This is a genomic window from Marinomonas sp. THO17, assembly GCF_040436405.1.
Taxonomy (GTDB): Bacteria; Pseudomonadota; Gammaproteobacteria; order Pseudomonadales; family Marinomonadaceae; genus Marinomonas.
In genome coordinates this window covers 1,675,526-1,690,000 of record NZ_AP031575.1, presented here as the reverse complement: position 1 = coordinate 1,690,000, position 14,475 = coordinate 1,675,526, and the positions used below count along the sequence as shown (strand labels likewise).

The following is a 14,475-nucleotide window of genomic DNA, read 5'->3' as shown; positions in this document are numbered from 1 at the left end:
TGCTGAGACAAAAGCGGCGTTGGTATGTAGTTCAGAGTAGTGACGGACTAAGTATCACTTAGAAAGTTAAAAAACTATTTTGGGTTATATGGTCAAGTGACTAAGCGTGCACGGTGGATGCCTTGGCAGTCAGAGGCGATGAAGGACGTGGTAATCTGCGAAAAGGTTCGGGGAGTGGATAAACACGCTGTGATCCGAACATGTCCGAATGGGGAAACCCACCCGCTTGCGGGTATCGTATGGTGAATCCATAGCCATACGAGGCGAACCCGGGGAACTGAAACATCTAAGTACCCGGAGGAAAAGAAATCAACCGAGATTCCCTGAGTAGCGGCGAGCGAAAGGGGATTAGCCCTTAAGTTTAATTGGTGTTAGTAGAAGGCTCTGGAAAGAGCGGCCGTAGAGAGTGATAGCCTCGTATACGAAAACGCCTTTTGAATGAAAACGAGTAGGACGGGACACGTGTTATCCTGTCTGAACATGGGGGGACCATCCTCCAAGGCTAAATACTCCTGACTGACCGATAGTGAACCAGTACCGTGAGGGAAAGGCGAAAAGAACCCCAGTGAGGGGAGTGAAATAGAACCTGAATCCGTGTACGTACAAGCAGTGGGAGCGGTGTCAACTCAAGCTTCTTGATAAGCAAGAAAAGACTCTCTTAAGAGAGTGATTCCTAGAATGTTTCTTGTGAGAGGTTGCCTTAGCAAAGCAAGGCCAACCGCAAAAAATCAAGCAGGGAGTTTGAGTGACACCGTGACTGCGTACCTTTTGTATAATGGGTCAACGACTTATTTTCAGTAGCAAGGTTAAGCATGTAGTGGAGCCGTAGGGAAACCGAGTCTTAATAGGGCGTATAGTTGCTGGGAATAGACCCGAAACCGGGCGATCTATCCATGAGCAGGTTGAAGGTTGGGTAACACTAACTGGAGGACCGAACCCACGTACGTTGAAAAGTCCGGGGATGACTTGTGGATAGGAGTGAAAGGCTAATCAAGCTCGGAGATAGCTGGTTCTCCTCGAAAGCTATTTAGGTAGCGCCTCGTGTATTGCCATTGGGGGTAGAGCACTGTTTGGGCTAGGGGGTCATCCCGACTTACCAACCCCATGCAAACTCCGAATACCAATGAGTATGAGCACGGGAGACACACGGCGGGTGCTAACGTCCGTCGTGGAAAGGGAAACAACCCAGACCGTCAGCTAAGGTCCCCAAGTTACAGTTAAGTGGGAAACGATGTGGGAAGGCTTAGACAGCTAGGAGGTTGGCTTAGAAGCAGCCACCCTTTAAAGAAAGCGTAATAGCTCACTAGTCGAGTCGGCCTGCGCGGAAGATATAACGGGGCTCAAACTGTACACCGAAGCTACGGATATGTAGATGGTTTTGCTGTTTATGTATGGTAGAGGAGCGTTCTGTAAGCCGTTGAAGGGGAAGCTGTAAGGCACCCTGGAGGTATCAGAAGTGCGAATGTTGACATGAGTAACGATAAAGGGAGTGAAAACCTCCCTCGCCGGAAGACCAAGGTTTCCTGTCCCATGTTAATCAGGGCAGGGTGAGTCGGCCCCTAAGGCGAGGCTGAAAAGCGTAGTCGATGGGAAACAGGTTAATATTCCTGTACTTATGCATATTGCGATGGAGAGACGGAGAAGGCTAGGCCAGCGCGGCGATGGTTGTCCGCGTTTAAGGTTGTAGGCTGGGATCTTAGGCAAATCCGGGATCCTAAGGCTGAGAATTGATGACGAGTCCTCTTTTGGACGAAGTGGTTGATGCCCTGCTTCCAGGAAAAACTTCTAAGCGTCAGATATGTGTGAACCGTACCCCAAACCGACACAGGTGGTCAGGTAGAGAATACCAAGGCGCTTGAGAGAACTCGGGTGAAGGAACTAGGCAAAATGGTACCGTAACTTCGGGAGAAGGTACGCCGACCGGTGTGAAGGACTTGCTCCGTAAGCACTGGTCGGTCGAAGATACCAGGTGGCTGCGACTGTTTATTAAAAACACAGCACTCTGCAAACACGAAAGTGGACGTATAGGGTGTGACGCCTGCCCGGTGCTTGAAGGTTAATTGATGGGGTTAGCTTAGGCGAAGCTCTTGATCGAAGCCCAAGTAAACGGCGGCCGTAACTATAACGGTCCTAAGGTAGCGAAATTCCTTGTCGGGTAAGTTCCGACCTGCACGAATGGCGTAACGATGGCCACACTGTCTCCACCCGAGACTCAGTGAAATTGAAATCGCAGTGAAGATGCTGTGTATCCGCGGCTAGACGGAAAGACCCCGTGAACCTTTACTATAGCTTCACAGTGAACTTTGAACCTACTTGTGTAGGATAGGTGGGAGGCTTTGAAACTAAGACGCCAGTTTTAGTGGAGCCGATCTTGAAATACCACCCTGGTATGTTTGAGGTTCTAACTCAGGTCCCTTATCGGGATCGAGGACACTGTGTGGTGGGTAGTTTGACTGGGGCGGTCTCCTCCCAAAGAGTAACGGAGGAGCACGAAGGTGTGCTCAGCATGGTCGGAAATCATGCATAGAGTGTAAAGGCAAAAGCACGCTTAACTGCGAGACAGACACGTCGAGCAGGTACGAAAGTAGGTCTTAGTGATCCGGTGGTTCTGTATGGAAGGGCCATCGCTCAACGGATAAAAGGTACTCCGGGGATAACAGGCTGATACCGCCCAAGAGTTCACATCGACGGCGGTGTTTGGCACCTCGATGTCGGCTCATCACATCCTGGGGCTGAAGCCGGTCCCAAGGGTATGGCTGTTCGCCATTTAAAGTGGTACGCGAGCTGGGTTTAGAACGTCGTGAGACAGTTCGGTCCCTATCTGCCGTGGACGTTTGAGATTTGAGAGGAGCTGCTCCTAGTACGAGAGGACCGGAGTGGACGAACCTCTGGTGTTCCGGTTGTCACGCCAGTGGCATTGCCGGGTAGCTACGTTCGGACGGGATAACCGCTGAAAGCATCTAAGCGGGAAGCCTCCCTCAAGATAAGATCTCACTGGGACTTTAAGTCCCCTAAAGAGCCGTTCGAGACTAGGACGTTGATAGGTTGGGTGTGTAAGCGTTGTGAGGCGTTGAGCTAACCAATACTAATTGCTCGTGAGGCTTGACCATATAACACCAAAGTGGTTTTACAGAACTCTGAAGAAAACAGAGTGAGCTACAAAGAATTTACGATAGTACTGAAATGGTTCCAGACAATTTTCAGTATTTCCTCCATCCTTGGAGGTTCCGGTTTGATACTTGGTTATCGCTGTTTCAAAAGTTGATTGTTAAAGATACCAAGTAAACGAATTTGTGCTGAGCACATCCGAGTTTTCTTGATAATCATAGAGGCGTTGAACCACCTGATCCCATCCCGAACTCAGAAGTGAAAAGCGCCATCGCCGATGGTAGTGTGGGAGATCCCATGTGAGAGTAGGTCGTTATCAAGATTTTAATTAAGAAGCCCTGATCGGAAACGGTCGGGGTTTTTTTACGTCTGTAAGAAAGTCAGAATGAATATAGGTAAAGTGCTTTTCAGAGGATAAAGGCGTTCTAACGAGTTAACCACCTAATCCCATCCCGAACTCAGAAGTGGCTCTTTATATGCCACAGGCGTTCGCCATGTCTATGGTAGTCCCACAAGGGGATAAGCATAGGTCTTTATCAAGATCTTAATTAAGAAGCCCTGATCGGAAACGGTCGGGGCTTTTTTACGTCTGTAAGAAAGTCAAAATCAAAGCCGGATGAGTAAACCTCAGAGATATTAGCCTTGAACTCCCTTTTCCATGAGAAAATACTAGATTAGTATTGAATCGCTATAAGATTGAAGCAAGGAAGTGAAATTGAAAAAAATTAGTTTTGTTTATTATACAAATACAGATGTTACTGGCCAACTTGTTCAAGCTGCATGTCATGAAATTGAAAAATTAGGCATGGTGTTCATTTCGCATCAAATTTCTGGCAAAGAAATCATTGAGGGAAGATTCATTAATGAATCACTTATGGCTTCTCTTAAAAATTGTGATGCTATTGTTTTCGGTTCACCTACCTATATGGGAAGTGTTTCGGCGCAATTTAAGGCTTTTGCTGACGCAACTAGTGATTTTTGGTCTGAGCAAGCATGGGCGGGAAAAATTGCGGCTGGAATAACTTGTGGTACAGGATTAAATGGTGATCAATCTTCTACACTTCAATATTTTTCTACGTTTGCTAGCCAGCATGGCATGATTTGGGTTGGTCTTGATACGCCTTTTAACGATAATCAACAAGCAGTTAATCGTCTTGGTTGCCAACTCGGAGTGACTGCTTGTGCTCCTGATGGTTTACTTCATAGTGTGGATCTTGAAAGTGCAAAATATTTAGCGCGAAGAGTAGCGCAAATAGTTGGAAAATTTAGTAACACAATTTTAAGCTAGACCAGTTAACGGCTTTCTGTGTGAATGCTATTTAGTTAAGGTGCTCGTGGATTGCATGGGACGCTTGTTTATTAGATTTACTTCTTTGTCTGAGATTAGAAGATTCATTTTATGTCGCTTCAATATTCAGGCGCTATAGTGTAGATGTAGATATCATCGAACACCACGACAAGCGCCTGAGCTTGCATTTTTAATATCTTAGGCAAGATCAAATAACAAGGCTTTGACTCTTTCTTCAGACAGCTTAGTGAAATCAATCTGACTGACACTTTGCAGCTTGGCGCCGTCACCTGGCTTCATATTAATGCCATCGGCTAAGTTCAGTTCACCTTCAATGAGATGAATGTAGTAGCGACGTTTTGAGTCTGCTGACCAAGTCAATTTTGCTTGTTCAGCCATAATAAGCTGATGAAGGCGCATGTCTTGTTTGATGGCTAAGGTACCATTTTGTCCATCTGGCGTGATGATGTTGGTAATACCTTCAGCTTCGCCAAAGGCTTTTTGCTGATAGCCCGGTTTACCACCTAGACGATTTGGTTGAATCCAAATCTGCAAGAATTTCAATGTTTCTTTATCTGAGGCATTGAACTCACTGTGATAAATTCCATTGCCTGCTGACATGAGTTGGTATTCACCCGCTGGCAGTTCTTCAATATTGCCCGTACTGTCTTTGTGAGCGATGGTGCCTTGTAACACTAAGCTGAGAATTTCCATATCCTTATGGCCATGGGTTTCAAAACCGGCACTTGGGCTGACAGTATCATCATTAATAACCCTTAGGTGAGAAAAGCCCATGTGTTGAGGGTCAAAATAGCTGCCAAAAGAAAAAGTGTGATGACTGTCTAACCAGCCAAAATTAGCATGACCACGATCTTCTGCTGCACGTAATTGAATCATAATATGTCTCCTAAATAGCTGGTAATGGAATTATTACCGAATGTGTTCAGTCTAGTAGTGGGAGAAAAGAAAGAAAATCGGAAGCTTTTGAGCTATTATTTCAAAAAATTTGAACAAAAGGTGAGCTATGGCCCATGCCGTTACATTGGAAGCATTACGAGTGATCGATGCCATTGACCAGTTAGGTAGCTTTTCTGCTGCCGCGGATGCCTTGTTTAAAGTCCCGTCTGCTCTGACTTATACCGTAAAAAAGTTAGAAGAAGATCTGGGGGTTGCCTTGTTTGATCGGTCACGGCAGAGAGCGATTTTGACCACCGCAGGTCGAATGGTTTTAGAGCAAGGGCGAGGTATTTTGGATGCAGCAATACGGTTGGAAGATTCTATTAAGCAGATGGAATCGGGTTGGGAGCCAAGATTAAGAATTGCTCGAGATACAGCCATATTGTCTGCCCCGTTAATGAGTGTTGTAGGGCGTTTCTTGGATCAAAATCGACCTGTTGAATTGAGTTTGTCAGAAGAGGCGGTAGGCGGTGCTTGGGATGCTCTACAAGATGATAGAGCGGACTTGGTGATTGGTGCAACAGGAGAGTTACCGAAAGGACAGGTGCAAATTCGTCCACTGGGAGAGCTGGAATTTGTATTTGCTATTTCACCAACACATCCATTGGCCATGCTTGATGGCAAGATTAGCGCTCAGCATTTGCGCCAATATCCGGCCATTGTTGTGGCGGACAGTTCAAAAATTTTACCAGCTCGAAGCAGTGGTTTATTTGAGGCGCGTCAAGTGGTGCGTGTGGATTCCATGCAGAGTAAAATTGAGGCGCAATGTATGGGGCTAGGAGTTGGTTATCTGCCTAAACACAGAATTCATGATGAACTGAATAATGGCCGTTTAGTGGTGCGTCAGTGTGAATTACCAAGACCAAACCAAATGGCTTATTTAGCGTGGCGTAATGAACAGCCTGGTCGAGGACTTAACTGGTTTGTTGAACACTTGTTGCTGCAAGATTGGCAATTGACTCGAAGTAGCTCGATTGTTCCCTAATAATTTAAACACTAAGGAGTACGTGTGTTTTCCATTTCGCTTGCCATTTTACCTGTCTTTGCATTGTTGATGTTGGGAGCGGTATGTCAGCGTTGGCGTTTCCCAGTGGAAGGTTTTTGGCCAGGAGTGGATAAGTTAACCTATTGGTTGTTGTTTCCTGCTTTATTGTTTGCTAACACCTCACAAATTGATTTTTCAAACCGTATGTTGGCAAGCTATGCTCTGATTCTGTTATTGGCTTTGGCGATTACTGCCGTATTTGTGTTTTTGGTGACTTGGCTGCTAAAAACCGAAGCGCCTACTGCCTCTTCAATGTTGCAAGCAGGCGTGAGGTTTAACACCTTTATTGTATTGGCCGTTGCGAGCAGTGTTTACGGTGATGAAGGTTTGGTGTTGGCGGTACTCGGTGGTGCAATTTTGGTTCCTTCGATCAATGTTTTCTTAGTGATATCCATGGTGATTATGCATGGCCCATCGGGAGAGAGTCATAGTTTACCAAGATTATTAAGTGGTGCTTTGATTCGTAATCCACTGATTATTTCTATTGCTTTGGGAGTCAGTCTCAATCTAATAGGGCTGACACCGATTGTGGTAGTATCTGATGTAGCTCATATGCTGGCAAAATCTGCTTTGCCTATGGTGTTGCTGGCGGTGGGGGCCAGTGTGAGAATGGATGCAATTCGTTCGGTAGGAGCGACTTTTTGGCTATCAGCGGCGGCTCGATTTATGGTTTTCCCAGCAAGCATTATATTGACTTGTTGGTGGTTGGATGTGACCGGGCTTCCGGCATTGGTAGCGGTGCTATTTGGCTTTGTGCCAACTGCGACCTCAGCATACGCTCTCGCCAGACAGCTTGGTGGTGATGCCGATAAAATGGCAGCCTATATTACCTTGCAAATTTTGATGTCGATTTTGACCTTGCCAATCTGTATTTGGATGAGTCAGTTATTGATTCAATACTGATAGAAGAATTAAGAGTGACAAAGAAAAAAGCCAATGCACCTATTTTGTGCATTGGCTTTATATCGTTACGGAACGACCACTTCTTTACTAAGATTCCGTTGGGTCTTTGTAGATGTTTTTATAGCAATAATTCGTTGCATCGACAAAACCGTCAACACTACCGCAATCGAATCGCTGGCCTTTAAATTTGTAAGCTAGAACACAGCCTTCTTTTGCTTGTTGTAAAATGGCATCGGTTATTTGAACTTCACCATTTCGACCAGCAGGCGTATTACGGATTTTATCGAAAATATCCGGTGTCAAAATATAGCGACCAATGATGGCTAAATTGGAAGGCGCATCTTCTATGGCGGGTTTTTCGATCATGTCGGTGACACGGAACAAGCCTTCCATCATAGACTCGCCTTGGATAATGCCATATTTGTGAACTTCGTCTTCAGGCACTTCTTCAATAGCGACGATAGTGCAACGGAACTGGTTATACAATTTTACCATTTGCGCCATAACACCGTCTTCTTCACCGAAGCACAAATCATCGGCGAGTACCACGCCGAAAGCCTCGTCTCCAATTAAAGGTTCACCAGTTAATATGGCATGGCCGAGACCTAACATGTTGTTTTGACGGATAAAAGAAAAGTTAACATTATCAATAAGATGGCGAATACCTTCTAGGTATTTCTCTTTGCTGGTGCCAGAAATCTGATGTTCTAACTCGTAACTGATATCAAAGTGATCGGCAATGGCGCGTTTACCTCGGCCGGTAACAAAGGTCACATTGTTAAGGCCAGCGGCTGTTGCTTCTTCCACACCGTATTGCACTAGAGGTTTATTAACAATGGGAAGCATTTCTTTAGGCATGGATTTGGTGGCTGGCAAAAAACGTGTGCCGTAGCCTGCAACAGGGAATAGACATTTGCGAATCATAATTTTTCCTTAAAATGGCTGTGTAAAGTGGCTGTCCAAACATGGGCTTAGCTAGCCTGTTTCTCTAATGGCCTTTAGTATAGGGCATCTTGTGTGACAGTTTTTATCACTTTAGTTAAGCGATCCAATATTGGGGCGTTAAGTTTGTACCAATGCCAGTAAAGTGGCAAGGCTATTTTGTCACCTGGAAACAAGGAAATCAGCTGCCCGTTTTCTAATTGCTGTTTAACTTGGACACTAGGAACTAAAGCACAGACTGTGCCACCCATGACAAGTTCGACGAAACCGTGAGAAGAAGGATACCAATGACTGTTATTCGCATCGGCTTTGATTTTTAAACATTCTGTTTGATAACGCTCCCATAACTCATCGTTCTCATTGTATACCAGAGATGGGGAATTGGCGACGGACTCCACACTAATGTCACCTTGTAAATAGTCTTCAATAAAAGATTGAGTCGCGACCAATTCGTAACTCATATTACCCAAAAAAATCACATCACCGCCTGCGACAGGGGTGCCAATTTGGCTTAAACAAGCCACTACTTGACCAGTTTGTAACATACTACGTGTTTGTAATTGGTCTGCGGCTTTAATGTGCAGTTTGGTGGTGCTGATGCCAGCAAACGCTTGCATGACTTGAATGAACCAGGTCGCCAGTACGTCGTTGTTGGTGGCAATATTGAGTGGCTGATGACTGACCTCTCCTTGAACGTTTTCTTGTAATCCCTCCTCTAACAAGCTGACCTTGTTTAAGTGAGCAAGCAGTTTTTCTCCTAAAGGAGTTGCCACTACGGGCCTAGCGCGAATGAGTAATGGACGGCCGTATTCTAACTCTAGACGTTTGATGTTTTGCGATACGGCCGATTGGGTAATGTGCAGCGCCGCTGCTGCTTTATCAAAACTTTGATACTTGACCACAGCCTGTAAGCTGATCAGTGCTTTATAATCGAACATAAGTATTACTAATGCAGTTTAAATTTAATTAATTTTAATTTATTGATTTGTTTGCTTAAGATCAAGCCAATTCTTAGGAGATGGTTATGTTAGCTTTGGTAAGTGGCGCAATTACAAGCGGTGGTTTGATTATTGCGGTGGGTGCGCAAAATAGTTTTTTATTAGAGCAGGCGTTAAAGCGTCATTATGCTTTTCCCTTGGCGTTATTGTTTATTGTTAGTGATGCTGTTTCTATGATGTTGGGAGCATTTGGTCTGGGGCTGATTATTCAGAGCCATGACTGGTTATTTGCTGCTTCGCGTTGGGCGGGAGTCACATTCTTGGTTTGGTTTGCTTATAGCAAGTGGCGAGCCTCATTTTTAGAGGAGCATTTGATTCTCGAAGCCTATACAAAGAAATTAGCCATTTGGCCACTTATTATGACAGCGTTGGCGGTGACTTGGTTAAATCCTCATTTTTACCTTGATACCATGATATTGATTGGCAGTTTGGCAAATCAATGGCAAGAAGATAAATGGCTGTTTGTCATTGGGGGCGTGATGGCTTCTATTGTGTGGTTTTTGGGATTGGCTTTTATTGGTCGGTTGTGTGCAGTATGGCTTGAGAAAGCGGCATTTTGGCGTTGGTTTAATCGTATCAATGCGGTATTGATTTGGTTTATTGCTTCACAAATTGCCATTCAGCCTTTCTAGGAAGGTTAACAATTTTAAAACGATATCGATTATTTGTAGATTGTTGCTTCGAGTCAAGAAAAGCAGAGATTAGAGTTTTATCTCTACTTCATGCGGATTTTCATCTGTTTGGATTGAGGTATCGGCTTCTACCAACATTTCTGCGGTTGCCACAGGAGAAACAGCCAGTGCCACGGGAATCTGATCTCCTTGTTCTTCAATCACCATAGCTGGTTGGTAATTGATGCGATACATAGCCATTAGAATGACAAATAGGTTCATGAAGGCTACAAACCAGAATAAGGCATCCAAGTTGACCCAGTCCATTAAGATAGCAGCAATTAGCGGACCAGACATTCCTCCGACGCCGTTCAATAAAATAATTCCGCTACTGGCAGATAAGATTTGTTCTGGGCGTAATTGGTCATTAATGTGAGAAGACGCGAGTGAATACATAGGAAACACAAAAGCGCCAACCATAAACATGCCAAACATCATGATAGGTTGGTTATTCATGCTGTTGCCAAATGGCACGATCAAAGCGACCGCAGCGCCAACAATAGCGACCCATAAAATGGTTACACGTCTATCTTGGCGATCTGAGAGCAAGCCAATGGGCCATTGTAATAACATGCCTCCAATGTAGCTGGCACCGATAAACATAGAAATCTGTACTATATTCATGCCAATGCTCTTAGCATATAAAGCGCCTAAACCAAGCATAGCACCTGAGGTTATTCCAGCAATGATGACACCGGTGACCCCAAGTGGGGCTGTCTTCATGAGTCCTAAAATATTTAGCTTCTCAGGAATATCAATGGTTGGAGAGGGTGTTCTTACTAACAGTAGGGGAACCAAGGCCAATGAAATTAAAACGGATGTTAGAATAAAGAGCCCGTAGCCACCTGGGTTAGCGATATTTAGTAAAGCCTGTCCAATGGTTTGACTGGCCCAAATCTCAATAATGTAAATCGAAAATAACCGACCACGGTTGGTGTTGGTTGAAATGCCATTTAGCCAGCTTTCTGTAACAATGAAGAGCGCGGCATAACATAAGCCTGTAAACATACGCATCAACATCCAGAACCAAGGATTTACCACCACAGATTGCATTAAAATTGTGATAGAGGCCAAGGAAGCAACAGCTGCAAACACTCGTATATGACCAACATTTCTGATCCAGTTAGGCACAATCATGGAACCGATAATAAAGCCTAAATAATAGGCCGACATGATCAAACCAGTAGCAGACGTATTAAAGGATTCAATTGAGGCGCGAATACCAATTAATGAACTTTGCAAAGCGCTAGCGACTGTTAAGATGGCAATGCCAAATAATAGACTCCATATGGGTAATAAGGTTTGCTTTAGCATGTCATGTCCCTTAATGCGCTTACAAAACAGGAAAAATGCATTGAGTAATATTTCGGCAGACTATACCGATACATATTTGGAATGCAATCCTTAATCAATGTTAAATGCAGGTCTTTTTATGACAATGAAGGGATTTACTAGATGGAATAAAAAAGCGAGCCTTGAGACTCGCCTTGGGGTGGAAATTAGGCGTTTTCGTTGCGACTAAAATGTTTACCTAAGAGGGCATGATAAAAGTTATGGTCTTGTAATATGCCAACGCATTTATCGTCGTCCATTAGTATCATAAATTGGTTTGCATGGTACCGAATTTCCACCGCTTCTCGCATATCGATATTGACAGGGACTAGGAATACAGCATCTTTTGGTGTATTCGCCAGAATGGTTTCGGGAGTCCAGTTCACTGTGGTGATTTCACCTTGCTCATTAGCCACTTTCATCAGCTTTCCATTATCTAACTCTAGCCAAGCTTGATCGGTAATCATGACCTTATCGTCTTTGATGCTAAGTTGGTCAATTTCGGTCATCAAAGAACGACCGCGCAATACGTTTAGCGGATTGGTGTGGGCAACAAATTTCTCAACATATTCGGTCGCTGGATTGAGTACAATTTGCTCAGGAGCGTCTTCTTGAATAATGCGTGCCGATTCCATAATGGCAATCTTAGTGCCGATTTTCAGGGCTTCATCCAAATCGTGGCTTACAAAGATAATAGTCTTATTGAGGCGCTTTTGTAGCTCAATCAACTCATCTTGAAGTTGCGCTCTAATCAAAGGGTCAAGAGCTGAAAAGGGTTCGTCCATTAACAAAACATCTGTATCCATGACAAAGGCTCGAGCTAAGCCAACACGCTGACGCATGCCTCCAGACAACTCATCAGGCTTTTTGTCCGCCCATTTGTCTAGGCTCACCATTTTTAATTGTTCACGCGCTTTTTTCAAACGCTCTTCTTTTGGCATGCCTTGCATCTCAAGACCAAAGGCTACGTTTTCCAATACAGTTAACCAAGGCATTAAGGCAAAACTTTGGAATACCATAGAAACGCGATGAGTTCGCATATGACGTAGTGTAGCCTCATCACACTTTGCCATGTCGACCATTTGCTTACCATCGCGAACCAAACAGCGGCCGCGGGCTATTTTATTTAAACCGTTTACCGCTCTGAGTAAAGTCGATTTCCCCGAACCAGAAAGTCCCATGAGAACGCAAATTTCCCCTTCATTGACTTCAATGTTAGCGTTTTGTACACCGACAACATCGCCAGTCATGCCAAGGATTTCATCACGGCTGTGACCTTTGTCCATTAAGGGCAAGGTTTTTTCTTTATTGTCGCCGAAAACAATGTCGACATTTTGAATTGATACAACGGCCATGAATTAAACCTCGTTCTTAAGGGATGGGGTTTTGCAGATACGGTCAAGGATGATGGCCACCAATACAATAGCAACTCCGGCCTCAAAACCTTGAGAAATGTTTACGGTATTAAGTGCTCGTACAACAGGTTTACCTAAACCGTCAGCGCCAACTAGTGCGGCAATCACTACCATGGAAAGAGATAGCATAATGCATTGAGTGACACCGGCCATAATGCTTGGCATGGCTGCTGGAAGTTCTACCTTATAAAGTAATTTAGATTTAGTGCAGCCAAAGGCTAAGCCTGCTTCTAATAATTCGTTAGGGACTTTACTGACACCCAGATAAGTCAATCGAATCGGAGCTGCAATGGCAAAAATAATGGTAGAAATTAGACCGGGTACATAACCTAGACCAAAAAGAATTAGAGTAGGAATGAGATAAACAAACGTTGGAATGGTTTGCATCAAATCTAATATGGGGCGTAAAAAAGTGTACAGCCAAGGACGATGTGCTGCAGCAATACCAATCGGTACCCCAATGATGACACTGATGGCGGTTGCAGAAACAACCAGAACTAAGGTTTGAATGGTCTCTACCCAGTAGCCCATATTAATGATGAGTAATAAAGCGGCGGCAATAAAGACCAATAGACCGACACTACGATGTAAGAACCAAGCTCCTGCTAGAATAGCGCCAATGACCACTAAAGGGTGAAGCCATTCGATGGCGTCTACCATAGTGATGATCATAGATTCCAGCGTCATAGATACTAAGTCAAAGAATACGGAAGCTGCATCAACTAGCCAATCGACAAAGTTTTCCATCCAAGCGCCAAGAGGGATTTTATTATCCGTCAGCCAATTCATATTAGAGTTCTCCCGAAAGTTAAACAGTACATATCACACATTACACCTTAAAAGCAGTGTAATGTGTGATGATGCGTGAGGGTATTACAGACCTAGGTGTGCTTTAACTGCGCTAAGGCCATTGCCACCAGCGGTGGTTTTAACGCCTTCGAGCCAAGTATCTAATACACCTGGGTTGGCTTTTAGCCATTCACGAGCGGCGTCGTCAGGTTTTTTGCCATCATCAAGAATGGCACCCATAACCTCGTTTTCCATTGGCAGTGAGAAGGTCAAGTTGGTTAGCAGCTTGCCTACGTTAGGGCATTCTTCTAGGAAACCTTTGCGTATGTTGGTATGTACATTTGCACCACCAAAGTTAGGGCCGAAATAGTCGTCACCACCAGCAAGGTATTCCATATCAAAATTTGCGTTCATTGGATGTGGTGCCCAACCCAAGAAAACAATCCATTTACCACGGCGTGTATTTCGGCTTACTTGTGACAACATACCGGCTTCACTGGATTCAACAAGTTGGAAATCGCTAAGACCAAAGGCATTGGAGTCAATCATATCCTGGATGATACGGTTACCGTCGTTACCAGGTTCAATACCGTAGATACGGCCTGAGAATTCTTTACGGTGTTTGGCGATTTCAGCAAAATCAGTTACACCTGCATCATAAGCGTCTTTGCTAACCGCTAAAGTATATTTTGCACCCACTAGGTTTGGACCTAAGTCTTCCACCGTGCCGGCTTTTAGGTAAGGGTCAATATCCGCTTGCATGGTTGGCATCCAATTACCTAGGAAAACATCAATATCGCCATTGGCAAGCGATGTATAAGTGACTGGCACAGACAGAAGTTGAGTTTTGGTGCTGTAACCTAAGCCTTCAATGACTTCGCTGGTGATAGCTGTGGTTGCTGTGATATCAGTCCAGCCAACGTCTGAGAAACGCACAGTTGAACAAGTTGCCGCCATAGTGAACCCGGATACACTAGCCAAACTGATGGCTATCGCGGTTTTTGTTGCTTTTTTTAACATACCTTAC

At 44.5% G+C, this 14,475-nt stretch carries 11 protein-coding genes and 2 rRNA genes; 6 read left to right on the top strand and 7 right to left on the bottom strand.

Annotated elements, in window-relative coordinates:
* The first annotated feature begins 90 nt into the window (after nt 1-90).
* From ABXS85_RS07965 to ABXS85_RS07955, 3 genes are all read left to right on the top strand, one after another.
* Nucleotides 91-3,110 (top strand): 23S ribosomal RNA (locus ABXS85_RS07965).
* 205 nt (nt 3,111-3,315) lie between these two features.
* Nucleotides 3,316-3,430, top strand: a 5S ribosomal RNA gene (rrf, locus tag ABXS85_RS07960).
* Nucleotides 3,431-3,823: 393 nt separating this feature from the next.
* Nucleotides 3,824-4,396, top strand: a complete 573-nt coding sequence (locus ABXS85_RS07955; RefSeq protein ID WP_353669507.1) for a flavodoxin family protein — start codon at nt 3,824-3,826, stop codon at nt 4,394-4,396.
* Between the two features lie 198 nt (nt 4,397-4,594).
* Here ABXS85_RS07955 and ABXS85_RS07950 read toward each other — a convergent pair whose 3' ends face one another.
* Entirely contained in the window at nt 4,595-5,293 is a 699-nt protein-coding gene (locus ABXS85_RS07950) for a pirin family protein (protein WP_353669506.1), read from the bottom strand.
* Between the two features lie 127 nt (nt 5,294-5,420).
* Here ABXS85_RS07950 and ABXS85_RS07945 point away from each other — a divergent pair, with 127 nt between their 5' ends.
* Nucleotides 5,421-6,338, top strand: coding sequence for a LysR substrate-binding domain-containing protein (locus ABXS85_RS07945; protein WP_353669505.1), 918 nt, complete (start codon nt 5,421-5,423; stop codon nt 6,336-6,338).
* A gap of 24 nt (nt 6,339-6,362) precedes the next feature.
* A complete protein-coding gene (locus tag ABXS85_RS07940) occupies nt 6,363-7,301 on the top strand; it encodes an AEC family transporter (RefSeq protein ID WP_353669504.1) in 939 nt (312 codons plus the stop codon).
* Between the two features lie 87 nt (nt 7,302-7,388).
* On the opposite strand, the gene galU is transcribed toward ABXS85_RS07940, so the two are convergent.
* Together galU and ABXS85_RS07930 are read right to left on the bottom strand one after the other, a co-directional pair.
* Complete coding sequence (galU, locus tag ABXS85_RS07935; protein WP_353669503.1) at nt 7,389-8,225, bottom strand: UTP--glucose-1-phosphate uridylyltransferase GalU; 837 nt, start codon at nt 8,223-8,225, stop codon at nt 7,389-7,391.
* A 74-nt stretch (nt 8,226-8,299) separates the two neighbouring features.
* A complete protein-coding gene (locus tag ABXS85_RS07930) occupies nt 8,300-9,181 on the bottom strand; it encodes an ArgP/LysG family DNA-binding transcriptional regulator (RefSeq protein ID WP_353669502.1) in 882 nt (293 codons plus the stop codon).
* A gap of 86 nt (nt 9,182-9,267) precedes the next feature.
* On the opposite strand from ABXS85_RS07930, the gene ABXS85_RS07925 reads away from it, so the two are divergent.
* Nucleotides 9,268-9,873 carry a LysE family transporter gene (locus ABXS85_RS07925; protein ID WP_353669501.1) on the top strand — a complete coding sequence of 202 codons (606 nt, stop codon included), beginning with the start codon at nt 9,268-9,270 and terminating at the stop codon, nt 9,871-9,873.
* Nucleotides 9,874-9,942: 69 nt separating this feature from the next.
* Here the strand turns inward: ABXS85_RS07925 and ABXS85_RS07920 are convergent, their stop codons facing one another.
* From ABXS85_RS07920 to ABXS85_RS07905, 4 genes are all read right to left on the bottom strand, one after another.
* Entirely contained in the window at nt 9,943-11,226 is a 1,284-nt protein-coding gene (locus ABXS85_RS07920) for an MFS transporter (RefSeq protein WP_353669500.1), read from the bottom strand.
* Nucleotides 11,227-11,411: 185 nt separating this feature from the next.
* Nucleotides 11,412-12,599: a choline ABC transporter ATP-binding protein gene (gene choV, locus ABXS85_RS07915; protein WP_353669499.1), complete on the bottom strand. Its 1,188-nt coding sequence runs from the start codon at nt 12,597-12,599 to the stop codon at nt 11,412-11,414.
* Nucleotides 12,600-12,602: 3 nt separating this feature from the next.
* A complete protein-coding gene (gene choW / locus ABXS85_RS07910; protein WP_353669498.1) occupies nt 12,603-13,448 on the bottom strand; it encodes a choline ABC transporter permease subunit in 846 nt (281 codons plus the stop codon).
* Between the two features lie 84 nt (nt 13,449-13,532).
* On the bottom strand, nt 13,533-14,468 hold the full coding sequence (locus tag ABXS85_RS07905; protein WP_353669497.1) for a choline ABC transporter substrate-binding protein: 936 nt from the start codon (nt 14,466-14,468) through the stop codon (nt 13,533-13,535).
* Nucleotides 14,469-14,475 lie beyond the last annotated feature (7 nt).